General features: G+C 48.2%; 22 protein-coding genes, 1 rRNA gene and 1 riboswitch. Of the genes, 3 read left to right on the top strand and 20 right to left on the bottom strand.

Features of this window, described 5'->3' with window-relative positions:
* Nucleotides 1–464 precede the first annotated feature (464 nt).
* Complete coding sequence (locus V1501_RS02105; protein WP_409291215.1) at nucleotides 465–770, bottom strand: hypothetical protein; 306 nt, start codon at nucleotides 768–770, stop codon at nucleotides 465–467.
* The gene (locus V1501_RS02100; protein WP_409291214.1) at nucleotides 767–1,885 is read right to left on the bottom strand and encodes a lipase family protein; all 1,119 of its coding nucleotides are present in this window, start codon (nucleotides 1,883–1,885) and stop codon (nucleotides 767–769) included. Before V1501_RS02100 ends, V1501_RS02105 begins: the two co-directional genes overlap by 4 nt.
* A 144-nt stretch (nucleotides 1,886–2,029) precedes the next feature.
* Here V1501_RS02100 and V1501_RS02095 point away from each other — a divergent pair, with 144 nt between their 5' ends.
* From V1501_RS02095 to V1501_RS02085, 3 genes are all read left to right on the top strand, one after another.
* Nucleotides 2,030–2,257: a hypothetical protein gene (locus tag V1501_RS02095; protein ID WP_409291213.1), complete on the top strand. Its 228-nt coding sequence runs from the start codon at nucleotides 2,030–2,032 to the stop codon at nucleotides 2,255–2,257.
* A gap of 280 nt (nucleotides 2,258–2,537) precedes the next feature.
* Nucleotides 2,538–2,738, top strand: coding sequence for a cold-shock protein (locus tag V1501_RS02090; RefSeq protein ID WP_409291212.1), 201 nt, complete (start codon nucleotides 2,538–2,540; stop codon nucleotides 2,736–2,738).
* A gap of 300 nt (nucleotides 2,739–3,038) precedes the next feature.
* Entirely contained in the window at nucleotides 3,039–3,485 is a 447-nt protein-coding gene (locus tag V1501_RS02085; protein ID WP_409293209.1) for a tyrosine-type recombinase/integrase, read from the top strand.
* Nucleotides 3,486–3,591: 106 nt separating this feature from the next.
* Here V1501_RS02085 and V1501_RS02080 read toward each other — a convergent pair whose 3' ends face one another.
* The 18 genes from V1501_RS02080 to rrf form a co-directional block, all read right to left on the bottom strand.
* Nucleotides 3,592–4,029 carry a VOC family protein gene (locus tag V1501_RS02080; RefSeq protein ID WP_409291211.1) on the bottom strand — a complete coding sequence of 146 codons (438 nt, stop codon included), beginning with the start codon at nucleotides 4,027–4,029 and terminating at the stop codon, nucleotides 3,592–3,594.
* Between the two features lie 235 nt (nucleotides 4,030–4,264).
* Nucleotides 4,265–4,738, bottom strand: coding sequence for a hypothetical protein (locus V1501_RS02075; RefSeq protein ID WP_409291210.1), 474 nt, complete (start codon nucleotides 4,736–4,738; stop codon nucleotides 4,265–4,267).
* Nucleotides 4,739–4,833: 95 nt separating this feature from the next.
* Complete coding sequence (gene purD, locus V1501_RS02070) at nucleotides 4,834–6,102, bottom strand: phosphoribosylamine--glycine ligase (RefSeq protein WP_409291209.1); 1,269 nt, start codon at nucleotides 6,100–6,102, stop codon at nucleotides 4,834–4,836.
* Nucleotides 6,103–6,118: 16 nt separating this feature from the next.
* Complete coding sequence (gene purH, locus V1501_RS02065; protein WP_409291208.1) at nucleotides 6,119–7,654, bottom strand: bifunctional phosphoribosylaminoimidazolecarboxamide formyltransferase/IMP cyclohydrolase; 1,536 nt, start codon at nucleotides 7,652–7,654, stop codon at nucleotides 6,119–6,121.
* A complete protein-coding gene (gene purN, locus V1501_RS02060; protein WP_409291207.1) occupies nucleotides 7,647–8,243 on the bottom strand; it encodes a phosphoribosylglycinamide formyltransferase in 597 nt (198 codons plus the stop codon). Before purN ends, purH begins: the two co-directional genes overlap by 8 nt.
* Nucleotides 8,240–9,277 (bottom strand): phosphoribosylformylglycinamidine cyclo-ligase, encoded by a 1,038-nt coding sequence (purM, locus tag V1501_RS02055; protein WP_409291206.1) that lies wholly within the window; start codon nucleotides 9,275–9,277, stop codon nucleotides 8,240–8,242. Before purM ends, purN begins: the two co-directional genes overlap by 4 nt.
* On the bottom strand, nucleotides 9,270–10,706 hold the full coding sequence (purF, locus tag V1501_RS02050) for an amidophosphoribosyltransferase (protein WP_409291205.1): 1,437 nt from the start codon (nucleotides 10,704–10,706) through the stop codon (nucleotides 9,270–9,272). The genes purM and purF overlap by 8 nt, the downstream gene beginning before the upstream one ends.
* Entirely contained in the window at nucleotides 10,691–12,910 is a 2,220-nt protein-coding gene (purL, locus tag V1501_RS02045; protein ID WP_409291204.1) for a phosphoribosylformylglycinamidine synthase subunit PurL, read from the bottom strand. The genes purF and purL overlap by 16 nt, the downstream gene beginning before the upstream one ends.
* Nucleotides 12,894–13,580, bottom strand: coding sequence for a phosphoribosylformylglycinamidine synthase subunit PurQ (gene purQ, locus V1501_RS02040; RefSeq protein ID WP_409291203.1), 687 nt, complete (start codon nucleotides 13,578–13,580; stop codon nucleotides 12,894–12,896). Before purQ ends, purL begins: the two co-directional genes overlap by 17 nt.
* Nucleotides 13,577–13,831: a phosphoribosylformylglycinamidine synthase subunit PurS gene (purS, locus tag V1501_RS02035; RefSeq protein WP_409291202.1), complete on the bottom strand. Its 255-nt coding sequence runs from the start codon at nucleotides 13,829–13,831 to the stop codon at nucleotides 13,577–13,579. The genes purQ and purS overlap by 4 nt, the downstream gene beginning before the upstream one ends.
* Nucleotides 13,824–14,543 carry a phosphoribosylaminoimidazolesuccinocarboxamide synthase gene (gene purC, locus V1501_RS02030; protein WP_409291200.1) on the bottom strand — a complete coding sequence of 240 codons (720 nt, stop codon included), beginning with the start codon at nucleotides 14,541–14,543 and terminating at the stop codon, nucleotides 13,824–13,826. The genes purS and purC overlap by 8 nt, the downstream gene beginning before the upstream one ends.
* A 122-nt stretch (nucleotides 14,544–14,665) precedes the next feature.
* Nucleotides 14,666–15,958 (bottom strand): adenylosuccinate lyase, encoded by a 1,293-nt coding sequence (gene purB, locus V1501_RS02025; protein ID WP_409291199.1) that lies wholly within the window; start codon nucleotides 15,956–15,958, stop codon nucleotides 14,666–14,668.
* Nucleotides 15,959–15,976: 18 nt separating this feature from the next.
* On the bottom strand, nucleotides 15,977–17,116 hold the full coding sequence (gene purK, locus V1501_RS02020) for a 5-(carboxyamino)imidazole ribonucleotide synthase (RefSeq protein ID WP_409291198.1): 1,140 nt from the start codon (nucleotides 17,114–17,116) through the stop codon (nucleotides 15,977–15,979).
* Nucleotides 17,097–17,588 carry a 5-(carboxyamino)imidazole ribonucleotide mutase gene (purE, locus tag V1501_RS02015; RefSeq protein WP_409291197.1) on the bottom strand — a complete coding sequence of 164 codons (492 nt, stop codon included), beginning with the start codon at nucleotides 17,586–17,588 and terminating at the stop codon, nucleotides 17,097–17,099. Before purE ends, purK begins: the two co-directional genes overlap by 20 nt.
* Before the next feature lie 111 nt (nucleotides 17,589–17,699).
* Nucleotides 17,700–17,801: riboswitch (purine riboswitch) on the bottom strand.
* An 87-nt stretch (nucleotides 17,802–17,888) separates the two neighbouring features.
* On the bottom strand, nucleotides 17,889–18,089 hold the full coding sequence (locus tag V1501_RS02010) for an NETI motif-containing protein (protein WP_409291196.1): 201 nt from the start codon (nucleotides 18,087–18,089) through the stop codon (nucleotides 17,889–17,891).
* A 117-nt stretch (nucleotides 18,090–18,206) separates the two neighbouring features.
* Complete coding sequence (locus V1501_RS02005) at nucleotides 18,207–21,329, bottom strand: MMPL family transporter (protein ID WP_409291195.1); 3,123 nt, start codon at nucleotides 21,327–21,329, stop codon at nucleotides 18,207–18,209.
* A gap of 3 nt (nucleotides 21,330–21,332) precedes the next feature.
* Nucleotides 21,333–21,791, bottom strand: a complete 459-nt coding sequence (locus V1501_RS02000; protein WP_409291194.1) for a MarR family winged helix-turn-helix transcriptional regulator — start codon at nucleotides 21,789–21,791, stop codon at nucleotides 21,333–21,335.
* Between the two features lie 264 nt (nucleotides 21,792–22,055).
* A 5S ribosomal RNA gene (gene rrf, locus V1501_RS01995) occupies nucleotides 22,056–22,172 on the bottom strand.
* Nucleotides 22,173–22,245: the final 73 nt, after the last annotated feature.

The following is a 22,245-nucleotide window of genomic DNA, read 5'->3' as shown; positions in this document are numbered from 1 at the left end:
TGCTGAATTATTAATGACACTTTTTTGTTTCAACGAAATAAAGAGCGATAAGGTAAGCACCAAGTCCAAAACCGTGACCGGAAAAGGTGAAAAAGGGGCAATCGTCTATTTCTACTCCGGGAGCAGGCAGCTGGCTATAGTACGGTTGCCAGCAATGGTACGTTTAAGGTGTCAATCACTCTCTAAAAGAAAGCGGACGTATTGCGCATTTACCTTAAAGATGCAGCCAAAAACAGAGTCCGGCATTCAGTGTGAAAGTGATATAAAGAGAAAAAGTGCTCTGTTATTACAGGCACTTTTTTATTTAAATTCAATAGATATAGAAACTTTCTCTGCTTGCCAAAAAGCGATAACGTGAACTGGTATAAAGCTCAGAAATGCTTAATTTACATTCAACAGCAGGATAAAACAAGCACTCGGCTAAAATGCCAAGTGCTTGTTTATTTGTCCTTATCAAGGAAGTATTAAAAATTGGCTGCTTCTATCAAAGAGGCTGCTGTCATTAAGGACTGTATCTCGGATTTAGCTTCATCAATTTCTTGCCGAAGGAATTGTAGCTTTTCTATTTTTACACCAAAGGTCTGCAAGTAACTTTCAAGTTTTCGCTTATAGGCTTCCTGGGATTTCCCCGCTCTCCATGAGTCATCTCCTGCAATGATATGCTTGATCTCGTATTGGCTTGCTTTCAGCTTAACGAGGAGCTGTTCGTAGGTGGAGTCCAGTAGGATTAGATCCTGATATTCAGCCATTAATTCACTTAATCTATTCATGGGAGTACATCCGCCTTTACAAAAGCCTGTGCAGAAGATTCGAGGTCATTGGCTAAGCCCGTTGTTTCTTCCTCAAACCAGCCTTCGAAATGATGTACTGCCTGCAGGAGCTCATCTACTACATGTGAAGTTACCCGAATATTATGCAGTGATAGGGCCGTTATCCTGAATTGGCTGCACGTATCCTGGACATCTCCAACCAGCGGTTTAATTTGTTTGGATAAATTCACCAGATGTTCTGGTGTCAGATCAATTGAGACCCATTCTTTGTTGATGTATCTTGGAGATTTCCACTCAATTTGACCAGTTAATACATTCAGCAACTGGGGATTATTAATGTTGCCATATCCGTCAAAAGAATAATGCTTCATCCCATGATAATTAGGGCCTGCCAATGTTTCAAAAAAACGGACTGCAGAAGGAGTATCCTGGTTTTCAAGCTGGTAAGTCGATCCGATGTAATACGTAGAGCCGATATGGCGGTCGTATGGTTTTAAAGCGCCAGCACTGATGGAGTCTTTTGGATGAACATAATTCACAATTTGCTTATCGAATTTTCCTTTTTTCACATCCTCCTTCATTTCTTTAAGAAGCAGATGGACCGTACTTGGGGAATTAAATGTAACAGCTCCAACACCATTAATGGCAGCTGAGTAACTTGCCTCTCCACCACCCAGGGAATGCCCTGTCGTGTAGATACTCGCATCTGGATAGGCTTTCTTTACATCTTTCACCAATAGGTCAGAATAACGGAATTGATTCTCTTTGTGGAAATCTATCCGGGGCTTTCCATTCACCCAGTTAATATTCAAGCCCATTTCATTCACTTTTGCACTGGTAGCGACATAATCAATATCTGTTAAAATATCCTGAAAACCTTCTCCAAAGGGATCATCGCCTTGTGTTCCTCTAAAGGCGATTACGATATCATTTTTATGTTTATATACAGTGGCATCAAAACCAGTAGTCTTGTCATGCAGCAGAAATTCTTCATTCTTCACTACGGACCATTTTTGTTTTCCATCTTTAAAGTAAAGAGTGAAGTTGTTTGGATTTTCGTTGTAGGAGTACTGGCTAAGTTTTTGAAATACTTCGTCACGTACTTCACTTCTCATAATTGAAGCACCTCTTTATAATGAGATATAATTACATTATACAAAAATATCCAGAAAAGTGGGAATTTGATGAAGCGGTTGTTTGCAGTAAGTTTCGTACTTTTATTTATACTAAGCGGGTGTGGCGACAGGAGTGTTGATGGAATGGATGAAAAGGAAATTAAACGGGTAGCTTCTCAAGTAGCGATTGATTTTCTAAAACGGGAAGAAAAGATAGATTTTGTAGTGGAAGAAGTTAATTTCACTTCCAGCAAGGATCTAACAGATGTTTTTGTTGAAGGATATGAAAAGGGAGACAAGAAAAATAAGATGACGGTTATGATCGACTACGCCAACGATTTTGAAGTTGAAGGCGTGGGAAGTGACAAATAATTAAACCATGACAGGATAAATCCTTCTCTGAGCATGTAGACAAAGTCTATCAATTACAGACTCATCTCCATACTTTTTTTGTATAATAGTATTTCCACGGTGTACCACCGACTGTCGCACCCTTGAAGGGTAGCACTTGCAATAACTTGACTTTCCTGTTATGCTAAAAGGGAATTATTTTTGTTCGGTGTATACGAATATATTGACTTTTCGTCTAGAGAATCACTTTGGGCAAGGATAGTAACACATTGTGTGGTAAGCACACTAGGAGGCAACAACAATGGAACAAGGTACAGTTAAATGGTTTAATGCAGAAAAAGGTTTTGGATTTATCGAGCGTGAAGGTGGAGAAGACGTATTCGTACATTTCTCAGCTATCCAATCTGAAGGATTCAAATCTTTAGACGAAGGTCAAAAAGTCACATTTGACGTTGAGCAAGGTTCTCGTGGAGCTCAAGCTGCTAACGTTCAAAAAGCTTAATTTTAGATGACTTATACAAAACAGGTTCTTTTATTAGAGCCTGTTTTTTTATTGTCTTTCTATATAATAAAAACACCCTACTCAACGTTCGAGCAGGGTTGGAACAGGTAATAAAAAAGGTTTAAGTTAAAAGGTTTGTTTTAGTATAACATACTTATTGCTTATAAGTTTACGGTTTTTATTTGCTATACAACATCTAGCCTGCCCTGTTAAAAATCTACAAAAGGTCTGCAAAAGCAGCCCTCCTTCTTTAACCAACGCAGCCGTTTGTTCAAGAAACAAAATGCATTGTTTGAGTTTATGTTTTCGACAGGGTGCCGGATTGGTGAAGTTGCAATGCTTAACAAAAAGCACATAGATTGGTCCAGCAAATCAGCGATAGTCAAAGGTAAAAGAGATAAAGAACGCGAAGTTATTTCAATACCCGGTAGTGACATTTGGTTAGAGCGTTACCTTGCTGACCGGCAGGATCAGGATTCAGCCCTATTTGTCACGGAACTCTGTCCACATAGGATTAGTACAGCCCAGATACGTTACATCATAAAGCGAATTTCGAAAAGAGCAGTCTTCAATATAAATATCCACCCTCACCAATTCCGTCACAGTTATGCGACTCATTTATTAAATAATGGGGCTCCTCTTGAAGTTATTCAGAATTTACTCGGACATGAGAAAAGTGAAACAACCAGAGTCTATGCCCATCTTAGCGGGAAAATAAGGCGAGATTTCTACAATAAATACTTCTAAGGAAGGCTGCTTTAGCAGCCTCTATTAGTTTCATCTAACGCACCCTAGTTTAAGAAGAAATCTTTAATGTTTTGAAATCAAAATTATTTAAAATCCCATTGAATATTTAACTGATTTTTTCCGCCAACTCTAAAATAATACCCTCTGGACCACGAACGTAGCATAACTTATAATTTTCTTCATATCGCTGTATCTCACTAAAAATTTCCGTGCCCCTCTTTTTCAATTTTGCAACAACTGTTTCTATATCTTCAACAGCAAAGCAAATATGTCGGATACCCAGTGTATTTGCAAAAGGTTGCTGAATATCTTTTTCATCTGATGGCGTATAAAATTTGACTAGCTCTATCCATGCCTGACCATCTGGCATCCCCAATCCTATACATGCGGTTTTAACATCTTTTAGCCCAACTATTCTGTCCAACTGTTCTCCATCCAATTCCCATTCCGCTTTTACTTCAAGCCCTAAATCAAGAAAAAACCCTTTAGCCTCTGAAAGATCATTTACGTTTATACTCACATGATCTATTCTATTGATCTTCATATCTCATACCCCTTATGTTACTATTCCTGTATTCGTGTAAGGTTTGTTCGAAACTAATTCGATTAAAAACAGGAAATATCCTTCTTCAACAAACCTGCCCCTTTAGTTAAACAACAAAAAACCTGTCTAAGCAGGCGATCAATCTTCAACTAAGGCACCCATTAGTTGAATAAAAAAAATCAACAGCGCCTTGTTTTTACAGGTGCACATGGTAACGGTAACTATGCCTAACAGATTATGTTCTATATGATCCCGCACTCTTCACCATCTGCTTCATGGCACCAAGATGATAAGCTGCATGAATGATGGTCGCAAGAGCTTCATCCGCCCTCTGGCCGGTCCATTCCATCTGTTCGTATTCATTTAAAAAGCGAAGATATTCATCTCTCAGCTGATCTTGGACTTCCTGCCAGCGCTCCTCATCAACACTCTTGATTCTCCAGCTGGCCTGCCAGTCCATCCGGGGACTGCGGCCGCTGATTACCTCACTGCAGCCCCACAGATGATACCGGATATGATCTGTATGGGCAGCCAGGTTCGTGCCGTGTATCTCTTTGGATGCCTCCGCTGCCCGTATTCCCTTCAGCAGCCCGAAGATTCCCGAGTCCGGCTCGGTATTAACAAACCAGCTTTGCCTGTCGGGCGGCGGAGGACCTTCGAATGCCTCTTTCATCATTTTAATCGCTGCTGCTTCCAATGGTTGCGCCATGACTTTCCTCCTCATACGAAAAATCGCGGGCCGGCACCCTGGTTCATTCTCCGGCTTTCGAAGTCTGGCCACTGGTGCGGTCCGCGTTTTGTCTGTTATACATTCTGTTTAATGGCTTTATTCCCGATATCTTTTCTGTAAAACAAATCGTCGTATTTAATTCTCTGAATTTCCCGGTAAGCCTTCCGCTGTGCGGCTTCAAGGGTCTCGCCCTTTGCTGCGGCGAGCAGCACCCTGCCGCCTGCTGTTGTATACTCTCCTGCCTCATTCACACTAGTGCCCGCATGATAGATGGCCGTGCCTTCTTCAAGAAGTGTTGGAATTGTAATCGGGCTGCCCTTTTTATAATCCCCGGGATAGCCTGAGGCTGCCATCACGACGCCGAGGGCTGCTTCGCTTTGCCATTCGATATCCATATCCCGTCCTTCAAGGACGGCGTCTGTTACATCAAGAAGGTCGGACTTCAGCCTCATCAGGACAACCTGTGTTTCCGGATCCCCAAAGCGGGCATTGAACTCGATGACCATAGGGCCTTTAAGCGTGGAGATCAGGCCGGCATACAGGATCCCGGTAAATGGCCTTCCTTCTGCCCCCATGGCCTTTGCCGCCGGAATGAGTACTTCATTAACAGCCTGTTCGACGATCTGATCAGATATCTGCGGTACCGGGGAGTAAGCTCCCATTCCGCCGGTATTCGGTCCTTGATCGCCGTCAAAGGCGCGTTTATGATCCTGGGCGATGACCATCGGATAGACCTTATCGCCGTGTACAAAAGCCATAAGCGAAAACTCTTCCCCATCAAGGAATTCTTCTATTACAACACTTGCGGAGGATTCACCGAACTTCTTTCCGATAAGCATGTCTTGAAGCGCAGCTAATGCCTCTGCTTCTGTCCCTGCGACAACAACTCCTTTGCCGGCAGCAAGACCGTCTGCCTTGATCACAATCGGCGCTCCCTTTGCTTCAATATAGGATTTCGCCTTAGAAAAGTCTGTAAACGTCCCATATTCACCAGTCGGGATTCCGTATTTCAGCATCAGGTCCTTCGCGAAAGACTTGCTTCCTTCAATCTCGGCTGCATTTTTTCTCGGTCCGAAAACCCTCAGGCCGGCTTTCTCAAATTCATCCACGATGCCATTCAGGAGCGGTACTTCAGGACCGATGAATGTCAGGTAAATATCGTTCTGAAGGGCAAATTCAATAAGCTCGCTGTGCTGATGTTCTTCGATATCCACAAGCTCGGCTGCATCCTTCATTCCTGGATTCCCAGGGGCGGCATAAACCTGTGAAACCCTCTTGCTTTCCTTGAACTTGGCGGCGATTGCATGCTCGCGGCCGCCGCGCCCGATTACTAGAACTTTCAAAGAAATCACCCCTGTATCAGTGTTTGAAATGCCTTATGCCTGTGAATACCATGGCGATATTGTATTCATCCGCTTTTTTGATCGAGTCTTCATCCCGGATAGATCCCCCCGGCTGGATGATGGCGGTGATCCCTGCTTTGGCAGCAGCTTCGACGGTATCATCCATAGGGAAGAAAGCATCTGAAGCAAGTGCAGCTCCTTTCGCTTTTTCACCGGCCTGCTCAAGTGCAATCTTTGCTGCACCGACACGGTTCATCTGGCCCGCGCCGATACCGATTGTCTTGTCTTCTGCAGCCACTACGATGGCATTGGATTTCACATGCTTGACCGTTTTCCAGCCGAGCTTCAAGGCAGCCCATTCCTGATCGGTCGGCTCACGCTTTGTCGGGATGGAGAGACTGGCTTCTTCAAGTCCATATGTGTCCATGTCCTGTACAAGGAGTCCTCCCTCAATGGAGGTAATTTTTTTGCCGGCTGTTTGTGAGGAGTCGAAATCCACGGTCAGCAGACGGAGATTTTTCTTTCCTGTCAGAATATCCAGGGCTTCATTTGAAAATGAAGGAGCAATGACAATCTCAAGGAATATTTCATGAAGCTTTTCAGCCGTTTCCCGGTCTACCTCGCGGTTAAGGGCAACAATCCCGCCGAATATGGAGACCGGATCGGCGTCAAAGGCTTTCTGGAACGCACTGCTGATGCTGTCACCGGTCCCAGCCCCGCACGGATTCATATGCTTGACGGCCACCGCTGCGGGTTCGTTAAATTCCTTCACGATCTGCAGGGCAGCATCTGCATCATTGATATTGTTATAAGACAATTCCTTGCCGTGCAGCTGTCTTGCATAAGCGAGTGAAAATTCAGAGCCAAGCGGTTTTTTATAAAAAGATGCTTTCTGGTGCGGGTTTTCCCCGTAGCGGAGAGGCTGCTTCAAATCATACGTAAGTGTCAGGCTTTCTGGATTTTCCTCCTCCGCAAGACGGGTCATATAATCGGAAATAACAGCATCATATGCGGCTGTATGGCGGAACACCTTGGCCGCAAGTTTTCTTCTCACTGCAGGCTGGACTTCACCATTTTCCTTTATTTGGCTCAGGACCGCCCCGTAGTCGGCAGGATCCACGATCACTGTAACATATTCATGGTTTTTGGCCGAAGAACGAAGCATGGCCGGTCCGCCGATGTCGATGTTTTCGATGGCATCCTCGGGCTGCACCCCCGGTTTTGCGATAGTCTGCTGAAATGGATATAGATTGACGCATACCACTCCGATGGGCTGGATGCCATGTGCTTCCATCTGTCCGCGGTGATCCTCATCCCCATGTCTCCCGAGCAGTCCTCCATGGACATTCGGATGAAGAGTCTTTACACGCCCGCCAAGGATTTCAGGGAAACCGGTGATCTCGCTGATCCCTGTTACTTCGATTCCTTCCTCCATCAGCGCCCCTTTGGTGCCGCCGGTAGAGATGATCTCAAAGCCCGCTTCCTTCAAACCCTTTGCAAATTCTACTATCCCCGTTTTGTCTGATACGCTGAGTAATGCTCTCTTAGACATGTTTCAATTCCTCCAGCCCAAATTGCTTTTCTAGCAGCTCCTGCAATACAGCAGGATACAGCTTATGTTCAATTTCCTGAATTTTCGCCTGCAGGGTCTCCCTTGTGTCGCCACCGAGCACATTGAGTGCCTTCTGAGCGATGATCGGCCCGGTATCCATTCCTTCGTCCACATAATGGACCGTCACCCCGGTTACCTTGACTCCGGCATCAAACGCCTGTCCGATGGCATCCCGTCCCGGAAAAGCCGGAAGGAGTGATGGATGGATATTGATAATCCGTCCAGGATAGGCAGAAAGCAGAGTCGGACCTATCAGTCTCATATAACCGGCAAGGACAATTAGATCTGCCCTGCATTCTTCCAGCCTGGAAAGAATTTCTTCCTCAAAGGCCTGTTTGCCGCTGTAATCCTTAGGCGAAAAAACAAAAGCAGGAATGCCTTTTTGGTCAGCGCGCCGGGCAGCAAGTGCGCCGGGGCGGTCACAGACCAAAAGGACAATCTCTGCATCCAGCTTATTTTCGCGGACCGCTTCTGAAATAGAGTGGAAATTGCTTCCGCTTCCTGACGCAAATACGGCGATTCTCTTCATGATGCTTCTCCCGTAAAGACAGTGCCTTCACCTTTTACCACTCGGCCGATGATCCGCGCCTCTTCTCCCTGGGATGTAAAATAATCCATCAATGCGCCGGCTTCGCTTTCCCTTATCGAAACGACCATGCCGATGCCCATATTAAAGATATTGTACATTTCTTCCCGCTTCAGATTTCCTTTTTCCCGAAGAAGTTTGAAGATCGGCGGGATGTCCCAGCTCCCTTCCTGGATTGAAACGCCGAGTCCATCCGGAAGCATCCGTGGAATGTTCTCAATAAAGCCGCCTCCCGTGATATGGGCCATCCCGTTAATCTGGAAGTTCTCGAGCGCCCCGGCGAGCGGCTTTACATAGATCCTTGTCGGGCGCAGGAGCTCCTCGCCAAGGGTACAGCCCAGTTCCTCCACATACTGATGAAGGTCAAAACTATGGTCGCCAAGCAGGATTTTCCTGACGAGAGAATAACCGTTGCTGTGGATCCCGCTCGATGGGAGCCCGATCAGCACATCACCAGCTTCAATTTCCCTGCCTGTGACCAGAGCTGATTTCTCGACGGCCCCAACAGCAAATCCTGCCAGATCATACTCCTGCTCATCGTACATTCCCGGCATCTCCGCCGTCTCTCCGCCAATCAGGGCACAGCCTGCCTGAACGCAGCCTTCAGCGATTCCCTTTACGATGGCTTCGATCCGCTCCGGATCCGCTTTTCCGCAGGCAATGTAATCCAGGAAATACAGCGGCTTGGCACCCTGTACAATAATGTCATTCACACACATGGCTACACAGTCGATTCCTATCGTATCGTGCTTATCCATCAGGAAGGCAAGCATCAGCTTGGTCCCGACGCCGTCTGTGCCAGATACAAGCACCGGCTCCTTCAGTCCGATGGCGGACAGGTCGAACATCCCGCCGAACCCGCCAAGACCACTCAGAACCTCCGGCCTCATGGTCCGGTTCACATGCTTCTTCATGCGGCCGACCGCCTCATAGCCCGCTTCGATATCCACACCTGCCTGCTTATATGCATTAGCCATGGTACACACCATCCTCCTCGGAAATAATCTGGGAAATGGGGTCTGTTCCCATATCGTAGATTTCTGTCGGATATTTGCCGGTGAAGCAGGCCATGCATTGGCCGCCGCCTTCGAATGGCCGGCCGAGGGCTTTAATGGTGCCTTCAGGTGACAGGAAAGTAAGGGTGTCAGCTCCGATCAGCTCCCGGATTTCTTCGATGGAATTAGAAGCGGCGATGAGTTCGTCGCGTGATGATGTATCAATGCCGTAGAAGCATGGGTTTTTTATGGGCGGCGAGCTGATGACCACATGCACTTCTTTTGCCCCTGCCTCTTTAAGCATATTGACGATCCGCCTGCTTGTCGTTCCCCTGACGATAGAATCATCCACCATGATCACACGCTTTCCTTCCACCACCCCGCGGACCGGAGCAAGTTTCATCTTCACACCCTGTTCCCGGAGAGACTGTGACGGCTGGATGAAGGTCCTTCCTACATATCGGTTCTTGATGAGTCCCATTTCATAGGGAATTCCGGTTGCTTCCGCATAGCCGATGGCGACTGAGATGCTTGAATCCGGTACGCCTGTCACCACATCCGCTTCGATCGGAACTTCAAGGGCCAATTGCTTTCCAAGATTCTTCCTCGCTGTATGGACATTAATGCCGTCTATATTGCTGTCCGGTCTGGAAAAATAGATATATTCCATCGTGCACATGGAGCGGTTGGCACTCGTGGCAAACCGTTCAGAGCGGATGCCTTGATTATTGATGATCAAAAGCTCGCCCGGTTCGATATCCCTGACAAATTCAGCCCCGACAATATCAAGGGCACAGGTTTCCGAAGCAAGCACATATGCATCTCCAAGCCTTCCGAGCGACAGCGGACGAAGGCCATTAGGATCGAGTGCTGCCAGCATTTCCGTCTCGTTCATCGTCAGGAAGGCATAGGCCCCTTTCAGCATGCTCAAGGCGTTCTTCTTCTGCTGCCTTAAATCCGAAAAACCGGAGCGTTTGATCAGGTGGGCCAGCACTTCTGTGTCAGATGTGGTCTGGAAGATGCTTCCCTGTGCCTCGAGCTGATGCTTCAGCTGGAGTGCATTCACAAGGTTGCCATTATGGGCGATCGCAAGGCTTCCATTCTGCGAGCGGAACAAGAGGGGCTGCACATTCTCCAGGCCCCCGCCGCCTGCCGTCGCATATCTGACGTGGCCGAGGGCTGCCGTTCCGCTCATCTGTCCGATTTTATCCTGTGTGAAGACTTCGGTAACAAGGCCCTCCCCTTTCACACACTTCAGGCCGTTTTCATCCCGCACGACAATCCCTGCACCCTCCTGGCCCCTGTGCTGAAGGGCATGAAGGCCGTAATACGTTATCTGTGCGGCATCCGGATGGCCCCAAACGCCAAACACGCCGCACTCTTCATTCAAGCCTTTTAATTCAGCAAGCATGGAATCGCTCCTTTCCAGGCTGCAAATAGTCCAGCCACTTCAGCTTTAATCAGTTCATTGCCGCTTCCATCTGTAATTTCAAGCCGGGGTGCCTCCGTGACAACGCCTATTTCCACTGCATCAACGGCCAGAGTTTCAAATGCCTCTTTATCCTGAGGTGCCACTGACACAATGAAGCGGGACTGCGTTTCGGAAAACAGGGCGGAAACAGCAGGTCCTCCCACTTTGACAGCCGCTCCGTGACCGGTACCAAAAACGGATTCTGCCAGGGCAACCGCAAAGCCTCCCTCGGCGATATCATGTGCGGATTTCACCAGTCCGCCCTGGATGGCTGACAGAAGTGCTCCCTGGCGCCTTGATTCGATATCCAGGTCAAGTTCAGGAGCGCGGCCAAAGATCCGGCCATTCTGCAGCTTCTGCAGCTCGCTTCCACCGAATTCATCCTTCGTTTCGCCGATTACATAGATGCTGTCACCGGCATTCTTAAAGCTTTGGGTGGTGATATGCTTCAGGTCCTTAATCAGTCCGACCATACCGACTACAGGAGTCGGGTAGACCGCTTCCCCGTTTGTCTCATTATAAAGGGATACGTTCCCTCCGATGACCGGGGTTCCAAGGGTGCGGCAGGCTTCACTCATGCCGTCCGCCGCCTTTTCGATCTGCCAGAAAATCTCCGGTTTCTCAGGATTGCCAAAATTTAGACAGTCCGTGATAGCAAGCGGCTCTGCGCCAGAGCAGATGATATTCCGCGCTGCCTCGGCGACTGCGATCTTTCCGCCCATTTCCGGGTCCAGATACAGATAACGGGAGTTGCAGTCCGTTGTCATCGCAAGCGCCTTGTTTGTTTCCCGGATGCGCACCACAGCTGCATCGGAGCCTGGGGCGACAACTGTATTTGTCCTGACCATATAATCATACTGATCATACACCCACTCCTTGCTTGCGATTGTCGGCTGTGACAGGAGAGCTTTCAATGTTTCTTCATAGTCTTCAACCTGCGGGATGGATACCTCCATCTCCTGGAATTCACGATAAAAGGCCGGCTCGCTGGACGGCTTATGATAAACCGGAGCTTCCTCTGCAAGGGCATCGACAGGAACATCTGCGACTACCTCTCCCTTATGGAGGAGGCGGAGTTTTTTATCATCCGTCACTTTCCCGACAGCCACTGCCTCAAGGCCGTATTTGGAAAATAAATCAATGATTTCCTGCTCGCGGCCCTTTTCAACAACAATCAGCATCCGCTCCTGTGACTCTGAAAGCATCATTTCGTATGCTGTCATTCCTGTTTCCCGCTGCGGGACTAAGTCAAGGTTCATTTCAATTCCGGATCCGGCCTTGCTGGCCATTTCCGCCGAGGAGCTTGTCAGCCCCGCAGCCCCCATGTCCTGAATGCCGACAAGGGCATCATTATGGATGAGCTCAAGGCATGCTTCGAGAAGCAGCTTCTCCATGAATGGATCTCCAACCTGGACAGCAGGACGCTTTTCGTCGGATGCCTCTGTCAGCTCCTCTGATGCAAATGTCGCTCCATGGATTCCGTCCCGTCCTGTCTTCGCACCCACATACATCACAGTATTGCCGGTTCCATGCGCCTGGCCCTTTTTGATATCTTGATGGTTGATCAGCCCCACGCACATCGCATTTACAAGGGGGTTGCCTTCATAAGAGGGATCGAATTGGATTTCTCCCCCGACCGTCGGGATCCCAATGCAGTTCCCGTAGCCTGCAATTCCGGCTACCACTTCTTTAAAAAGATATTTCACGCGCGGCGTTTCGAGTTCGCCGAAGCGGAGCGAGTTTAATAGGGCAATAGGACGGGCGCCCATGGAAAAAACATCGCGGATGATGCCTCCCACTCCTGTTGCCGCTCCCTGATAAGGTTCGATGGCTGAAGGGTGATTATGGCTCTCAATCTTGAAAACCACAGCCTGGCTGTCTCCAATATCGACGATGCCTGCCCCTTCCCCCGGGCCCTGCAATACTTTTTCACCCTTGGTCGGGAATTTAGCGAGCACCGGCTTTGAGTTTTTATAGCTGCAATGCTCCGACCACATAACCGAGAATAGCCCAAGCTCTGTATAGTTGGGCAGCCTGCCCAGGGTGCTCACTGCCATCTCAAATTCTTCATCCGTTAATCCCATTTCTGTATAAATTCTCTCAGTCTTGATCATTTCAGGATTTGGTTCAAGCATTAACGACATGAGATTCCCTCCAGTTTTTCACGATTGATTGAAATAATCTTAATCCATCGGCACTCCCGAGGAGTTTATCAACGGCACGTTCGGGATGGGGCATCATGCCAAGCACATTCCCGCGCTCGTTTGTGATCCCGGCAATGTCAGCCAGGCTGCCGTTCGGGTTTTCCCCATGATAGGTAAACACGATCTGGCGGTTTTCCTTTAATGACGCAAGCGTTTCTTCATCACAGTAATAGCTGCCTTCACCATGGGCTATCGGGATATCGATCACCTCATCCTGCGAATAGGCCCCGGTAAAGAGGGTATCCGCATTTTCCACCTTCAGCTGGACAGTCCTGCACATGAACTTCAGATTGGAGTTGCGCCTCATAGCACCCGGCAGCAGCCCCGCCTCAAGCAGGATCTGGAAGCCATTGCAGACACCAAGGACCGGCATGCCCCCGCCTGCAGCCTTGATTACCTCGCCCATCACATTGGAAAAACGGGCGATGGCGCCTGAGCGGAGATAATCGCCATATGAAAACCCGCCGGGCAGGAGGATGCCGTCATAGCCTTCAAGGCTGCCTTCTGTATGCCAGATATACTCGGCCTCTTCCCCCAACTCATCGCGGATGGCGTGGTACATATCAACATCACAATTGGAACCGGGGAATACGATTACTGCGAACCTCACAGGGCGACAACCTCCTCAGCTTCATATCGGTAGTCCTCAATGACCGTATTGGCGAGCAGCTTTTCACACATTTCACGAACGAGCACATCCAGGTCGCGATCTGATTTTTCGATGGTAAGCTCTAAGTATTTGCCAATGCGGACATCCTTTACTTCCTCATAAGACATACTGTGCAGCGAACCTTTTACAGCCGCCCCTTGCGGATCCAATACACTTTCGCGCAATGTTACATACACTCTCACTTTATACATGAAGACGTCCCCCTAATCTTGTCAGAATATTTTCATACGCTTCCGTTAAGCTGCCTAAATCTCTTCGGAATACATCCTTATCGAGCTTTTCATTTGTTTCTAAATCCCACAGCCTGCAGGTGTCCGGAGATATCTCGTCAGCAAGCAGAATCTCGCCTGACGGAGTCTTTCCAAACTCGAGCTTAAAATCAACAAGGCGGATGCCGATTTCTTCAAAAAAGCTGGATAAAACTGCATTCACTTTGACTGCATGCTCCTTAAGCTTCCGCAATTCATCTAAACTAGCAATCTCTAATTCTCTGATATGTGATTCGATGATCAGCGGATCGCCAAGGTTATCGTCCTTCAGGTAAAACTCCACGATTGGCTGCTTGAACCGGATTCCTTCCTCAATTCCAAGCCGTTTGGCCAGACTGCCTGCCGAATAATTCCTCACTACCACTTCAAGGGGAATGATGCTCACCCGCTGTACGAGCTGTTCACGTTCAGTGATCTTCTTCAAAAAATGCGAAGGAATTCCCGCTTCCTCAAGCTTCAGGAACAACAGGCTTGTGATCTCATTATTCAAGATTCCCTTACCTGCAATCTCAGCCTTCTTCTCTCCATTAAAAGCTGTCGCCGAATCCTTGTACTCAACCAGGACCACACCCTCCGTATCCGTCCCATAAATCCTCTTCGCCTTTCCCTCGTACAACAAACTTCCTCTAAGCATCCGCTTCCCCTCCAGTGATAGTTTTTTTGGGGGACTGTCCCCTACTTCCCAGACTGCCAAAACCTTATACCGCAAGGCTTTGACAGCATTTTAGCGGGGGACAGCCCCCCATTTCCCAAGCCTTACAAACCCAGGCGGTCAAAGATTGTGTCGACGTATTTCAGGTGGTAGTTATAGTCAAAGCAGTCTGCAATTTCATCTGGTGAGAGCAGGGATGTGATTTTGTCGTCTGCTTCGATGAGTGAGCGGAACTGCACTTGCTCTTCCCAGGCCTGCATGGCTTTTGGCTGAACGGTATCATACGCTTCTTCACGGGCAAGACCCTTATCGATCAGTGCCAGCAGGACACGCTGTGAATAGATGAGGCCCAGGGTGCGGTCCATATTCCGCTTCATGTTTTCAGGGAACACGGTCAGGTTCTTTACGATATTGCCAAACCGGTTCAGCATATAATTCAGAGCAATCGTCGCATCCGGCAGAATCACACGCTCCGCAGACGAATGGGAAATATCCCTTTCATGCCAAAGCGGCACATTCTCATAAGCGGTCATCATATAGCCCCTGATCAGGCGGGCAAGGCCGGTCATGTTCTCTGAGCCGATCGGATTCCGTTTGTGCGGCATGGCAGAGGAACCTTTCTGTCCTTTGGCAAAGAACTCCTCCACCTCACGCGTTTCGCTTTTTTGCAATCCGCGGATTTCCACGGCGAATTTTTCAATCGAAGTCGCAATTAAGGCAATCGTGCTTAGGTACTGGGCATGACGGTCACGCTGAAGCGTCTGGGTTGAAATTGGCGCTGCCTCAAGTCCCAGCTTTTCGCATACATACTTCTCAACAAAAGGATCGATATTGGCATAAGTGCCCACCGCACCGGAAATCTTCCCGACTTCGATCGTTTTCATTGCCTGCCTGAAGCGCTCCAGGTTCCGCTTCATTTCCTCATGCCATAGTGCAAGCTTTAATCCGAAAGTGGTAGGCTCCGCATGAACACCGTGCGTACGGCCCATCATGACTGTATATTTATGTTCCTTTGCCTTGCCGCTCAGGATTTCCACAAATCTCTCTACATCCTTCAGAAGAATTTCATTAGCCTGCTTTAATGTATAAGAAAGCGCCGTATCTACGACATCTGTTGATGTAAGTCCGTAGTGGACCCATTTCCGCTCGTCACCGAGCGTCTCAGAAACTGCACGGGTGAAGGCCACCACATCATGGCGTGTTTCTTCTTCAATTTCCTTGATTCGGTTAACATCGAAGGAAGCTTTCTCCCGAAGGAGTGCCGCATCTTCTTTAGGGATCACTCCCATCTCTGCCCATGCCTCGCATGCCAGAATTTCTACCTCGAGCCATGCCTGGAATCGGTTCTCTTCTGTCCAGACAGCTCCCATCTCCGGTCTTGTATAACGTTCAATCATGATAAATCCTCCGTTTTCTTAATAAGCCTTCCAGATCCTGCTCCTCGAAGCTTCTTCTAGTGCATATTCCGCCCGTTCCCTCAAAATCGTTATATGTCCCATCTTGCGCTTTTCCTTTGCTTCATCCTTGCCGTATAAATGGACCTTCCATCCATCCAGAGATGGAATTTCCTCCATCAGGGGTTCCATATGCTCACCGAGGATATTGATCATCACAGCCGGCCTCAAGAGGTCCGTTTCCCCGAGCGGCCAGTTGCAGACCGCCCGGATATGCTGCTCGAACTGAGAGGTGGCGCATGCCTCAATGGTATAATGCCCCGAGTTATGCGGCCTCGGGGCCACCTCATTTATGAGTATATCCCCCTCGCCTGTGAGGAAAATTTCCACCGCCAGCGTGCCGACAAGCTTTAGATGTTCAGCAAGCTGAACCGCTCTCTGCCTCGCTTTGTCCTCGGCTTCCGCTGAGATGCGGGCCGGGACGATTGTCTGATGAAGAATATTGTCATGGTGGATATTCTCGGCTGCAGGGAATACGGAGTAATCTCCGTTTTCCTTGCGGGTGACAATGACCGAGATCTCCTTCTCGAACGGCACCCAGGCCTCGAGCACACACGGGCCGGAATCAAGCAGCCCTTCCGCCGCCGGAATGTCGCTTTCCTTCCGGATCACATACTGCCCTTTTCCGTCGTAGCCTCCGCGGGATGTTTTCAAAACGCTTGGATAGCCAAGTTTTTCGATCTCTTTATAAATGTCCCGGGACTCGTTAATTATACCGTAAGGCGCAACCGGGACTCCCGCTGCAAGGATCGCTTCTTTCTCAAGAATCCGGTCCTGGCTGATTCTTAAAAGGGAAGTTCCCTGCGGGATATGCGCATAGGACTGCAGCCACCCCAGTGCCTCTGCATTAATATTCTCAAACTCAAAGGTGATAATGTCACTGACTGAGGCCAGTCTCTCGAGTGCCGCTAGATCGTCATAGGAAGCGGTGATTTCTAGGTCTGCCACCTGCCCGCATGGACAGCCCTGTACAGGATCGAGCACGGCTATGCGGAAACCCGCTGCCCTCGCAGCCAGGGCCATCATTCTCCCGAGCTGTCCTCCTCCGATTATCCCGATCGTCTGTCCAGGCAGGATCGTTTTAGAATGTAAGCTGTTCACTGCTAATTAACACCTTTTCCATAGTTTCTTTCCGCATGGCTTCAAGTCCTTCGGCAATTTTTTCATCAGCGGCACCGAGGATCTGTGCTGCCAGCAGTCCGGCATTGACTGCCCCTGCTTTTCCTATTGCTGTAGCGGCAACCGGGACACCGCCTGGCATCTGTACGATGGAGAGAAGGGAATCAAGACCGTTCAGCGCTTTTGACTGAACCGGCACTCCGATGACAGGTAGCGTCGTTTTCGAGGCGGTCATCCCGGGCAGATGGGCAGCCCCGCCTGCCCCCGCAATGATGACCCGGAGACCCCGTTCCCTGGCTGATGCCGCATATTCGAACATTAAGTCCGGTGTTCTGTGGGCAGAAATGACTTTCTTTTCATAAGGTATATTCAAATCTTCCAGTGCTTCGCATGCATATTTCATCGTATCCCAATCAGAGATGCTTCCCATTATCACGCCAACTCTTGGCTCCATTTCCTTCCCTCCGCTCTATTTGTAGACAAAATAAAAACCGGGCAGACTTCTTCCATGAGAGAAGATAGTCCACCCGGTAAAATGATCATAAGAAAAAAATGCACGCACCGAAAGACAGCTATCTTCTCTCATAGTCTAATCATTTACGGTAATTAGGTAGAAACTCATGGGCCATATCCCCATTATTATATGAGAGAAAAACGAATATTTTATTTCCTTGGTTTCATCTTAACAACTGAGAAGTAATGAGTCAACTGATTTTCGAACAATTCATTATACAAAAATATTATTGTTCGTGTTTTACTGCATTTCTCTTGCTTCAAAGACAATTTGGCGGCCAGCAGGCTCATATTCAACTTTTCCGCTTTGATTCACCTCTTTAAAGACCGGCTTTTCCGTCCTGCGGACCGGCATATAGCCATCAGCCTTTATCCTGGCAAGGCACTCATCGATCGTTTCACCCGGGCCCACTTCGTACGTTGCTTTCTTGCCCTTCGCCATCTTCCCATTCTCCCTTTCACATAACTTTCCTTTTAGTATGCCTTATAGCTTAAATTAACACCAGTCGATCTGCAAGGAAAGAAAAGCCGTCCTTTTCCGGACGGCTTCCTACACTCACTATGCTCGTTTAAATGGCCACCAGTTTGCTTTCCCGAAGTTCTTCACCATGACCGGTATTAAGAGCGGCAGCATGATGAAGGCATACAACAGGAGTCCTATCAGGATAATGGATGCTATCTGGAGCAGGGACAGCATGCCCGATGGCATCATCGCTGCAAATGTACCGCCGAGGATGATGACCGCTGAAATGATAACTGTTCCCATCTTCTTCATCGAAAGAAGCATCGCATCCTGGACAGACATCTCTTTATACTCGTTGAAGCGGTCCATCAGGAATATGCTGTAATCCACACCAAGTGCAATCAGAATCACAAAGCCGAAGAATGGAACAGCCCAGCTGATTCCCGTGTAACCCAGGATATCCACGTAAAGAACTTCATTCATGGCCATGGATGTGTAATACGTAAGGATCAAGGAACCGATGATATAAAGCGGCATTATGATGGAACGGAACAGGAAGACAAGGATGATGGAGATTCCGGCAAGCATCAGGATGACTGTCCGGGAGTAATCCTGTCCTGACATCTTGTTAAGGTCAGCGTTCGTACTTGTAATCCCGCCTATCGCAACTACCGCGTTCTCAAGTTTTGTATCCTTTACCGCCCTTTTCACCGCATCCTTAATTTCAGGAACCTGTTTGATTGCTTCATTGGAATAAGGATTCGCTTTAAAAATGACATTGAGTGTCATGTACTTGCGGTCCCTGGAATAATAGGCATCCACCGCCTGTTTGAATTCCTTGCTCTCCAGCGCTTCTTCAGGCAGATAGAAACCGCTGGTCTTATCTGTTTTGGAGAGTCCTGATAAGTACCCTTGTGCAGACTGCAGCCCTTTAGAAACCTGGTCCAGACCATCTGCGCTCTGATTCATTCCGTCAGTGAGCTGTGTAAGCTGGCCGCTTAAGCTGCCAAAACCGGCAAGCAGCTGCTTTTGGCCGCCATTGATCCCCTGCAGCCCTTGAGTGACTTTCGGGAAATTGCTGATAATCTGTCCCTGGCCGTCTGCCAGCTGATCAAGGCCTGCCTTTTGTTTTCCGATGCCCTCTGATAACTTTTCCAGCCCGGTCGAGATATGTTTCTGTCCGCCAATTGCCAGCTTAAAGCCGGCATTCGCTTCATTAACGCCTCCCGTAATCCGGCCCAATCCTTTATTCAGCTGGTTGATCCCGGCTGAGAGCTTAGGCAGCTCCTGGTTCACTGAGGTGACCGTACCTTTGATCTTCTGATAGCCGGGGTCTGCTGCCAGCCCTTCATGCCTGCCTTCAAGCCCTTTAAAGTCTTCCGGCTCGATGGCAGCAAGGGCGTCTGTAAGATTTGCAAGGCCGGTGCCTGCTTTTTTATATTGGGATTGAAGGCTGCCCAGGTTTTCCCCAACCGCCTCGTAGCCGGCAAGCAGCTTCGTATAGTTTGTGGCTAGCTCATCTGCCCCCGCCCGGGCTTTATCAATTCCATTTTTGATTTCCGATGAACCGGCTGATCCCTGCCGAACTCCATTCTCAATCTTTTGGAGATTCGTCTGAATCTCCCCTAGTCCAGATTGTATTTCAGATGTTCCGGCAATAAGAGAGTCTATTCCTGTAACCGCACTCTTCAACTCAGGAGCGGAGCTTGACAGCTGGCTTCCTGCCTCATGCAGTCCTGAGCTGATTTTATTGATGCCTTCCTTGCCTTTTCCAAGACCTTCTTCCAGGCTTTTGGACTGCCTAGCCACAAAAAAGTCTTCTATCGGCTCTCCGGTCGGGCGTGTGACAGAACGGATGGTATCTACCTGATTCACCTTTTCAAGCTCTGCACTGATTTTTTCCGCCAGCCCGATATACTCGGCTGAATCCATTCTCTCATCGTTTTTCAGCACAATCTGTGTGGGCATTGATTCCCCGGGGCCAAAACTGTCCGAAATAGTATTAAAGGCTTCGATCGATGGTACATCGCCGCTGATTTCCTCTAATGAATTGAAGGACAGCTCACCGTCATATTTCAACAGGAACGGCACGCAGACGATAGCTACAATAAGAAGTGCGATGAGCGGACGGGCTAGTGCGAAGCGGCCAGCCATTCCCCAAAGCCTGCTTTCTCCGTGCTCTGCCTTGCTCTTTGATGGCCAGAAAATCTTCATGCCAAGGGCTGCCATAAAGAACGGGACAATGGTGAACAATGCTAACAATAACACTGCCACACCCACAGCAACGGCTGCCGCCGACTGATACAATTTAAATTGCGAGAATCCTATTGCAGCAAAACCAATCATGACCGCCACACCGCTGAAGAACACAGTTCGTCCGGCATTGCGGTAAGTCTGAACAATCGCGTCACTTAGTGACTCCTTATAGGCGAGTTCCTCTTTAAAACGGCTTAGGAGCAGGATGCAATAATCCGTCCCGATGCCGAACAAAACGGCCACAAGGAATATCTGTGTATAATTTGAAATGGGAAAATCAAGCTTATCTACAAGCATCGAAACAATGGATTGTGACAGCAGATACGAAAAGCCGACAGTTACAAGCGGGATCACCGGGGCGACCACTGACCTGAATACGAGGAACAGCACCACCAGGATGAACACAACCGTAATGCCCTCTGTCTTCTTCAGCCCTTCCTCAGAGCTTTTGGTCAAATCGCTGTTGATCATCCAGTTGCTTGTATAATAGTGATCCACATCTGCATCTTCAATCGTCCTATAGAGCGCATCACTGACTTGCTCCTCATCACGTCCATTCCAGCTGACATTGATGGATGCAAGAACCGATCTGCCGTCCTCCGAAATGAGCTGGTCCCTCAGGCTCTTTTCCTTAAAGTGGGAAACAATCTGGGTGATGCCCAATTTTTCTTTTTGAGCTTCCAGTGCCCGTACAGCCTTTTCGGCTTCCTTTACCTTTTCTGCAGAAAGCTTTACATTATCATGAAAAACAAGGGCGACCTGCGTCTCATCCCCGCCGCCTTCCTGCTTCTGCACTTCCTCCATGATATCCCCGGCCCTTGCCGATGAATACTCCTTCGGAACATCAACCTGACCCTTCTCCCGGACCAGCTCAGCCATATTCGGAGCTGCGAACATCAACCCGGCGGCGGCGGCTATCCATAAAATAAGAACCAGCCATTTCTGCTTAATAATCAAATTCACTCTTTACTCCCCCAGATTATACTTAATATCCAAAAGCACTTTATTCAGCTTCTCGTAAGTCTCAAGGAACTTTTCAATCTCTTCCTGTTCAAAACGGCTGATCAATGACTCCACCAAAAGATATATCCGCTCCTCTGCTTCCAGGTACATAGCCTCTCCCTTTTCTGTGAGAGACAGATACACCACCCGGCGGTCCTTTTCATCGCGTGTGCGTTCAATAAGGTCCTTTTCCCACAGTCTGTTAATGATTGCGGTGATTGCGCTTTTCTTAACTTCAAAAACCTCCGCCAGCTCAGTAGACGTGCATTCCCGCGACTTGTAAATATACCTCAGCATATAATGCTGATCACTCGTTACCTCATCCCCCATCTGGCATTTTAAAAGGCTTTCCCCGGTTTTCGTCACTGAAAAGGAAGTGAGTATATATCGATCCGCTAACTCTTTTATATTCTTGTGAGACACCAAACATTCACCCCTATGTAAAAGTTCTTGTGTTTAATAATTCAACTGTTTAACTATTACCATGTAATACTTTAAGGGTTTGGAAGGATGCTGTCAATGAGAATTTATCAGACAGATCTGCTTACATCTTTGTATATAAAAAAATTGCTCGCTGCTATAGCCGGCATCTTTACTGGGTCCTTTCTTGTTTCCCTCTGGTCTAATACAATTTCAATTGTAGACAAATACAAAAAAGACCAGCTTCTTAGCTGGTCTTTCCTTACTGCCCGGCAGCGTCCTACTCTCACAGGGGGAGAGCCCCCAACTACCATCGGCGCTAAAGAGCTTAACTTCCGTGTTCGGGATGGGAACGGGTGTGGCCTCTTTGCCATAACTGCCAGACAGATATGAAGTAACTTTCGTTCCTTCAAAACTAGATAACAAAGGCTGATTTGCATTACGTTTTCGAGTATAA

The sequence above is a fragment of the Paraperibacillus esterisolvens genome, assembly GCF_046237625.1.
GTDB lineage: Bacteria > Bacillota > Bacilli > Bacillales > DSM-1321 > Paraperibacillus > Paraperibacillus esterisolvens.
Note: the sequence above shows the minus strand (reverse complement) of the source record. Positions and strands in the feature narration are given on the sequence as shown.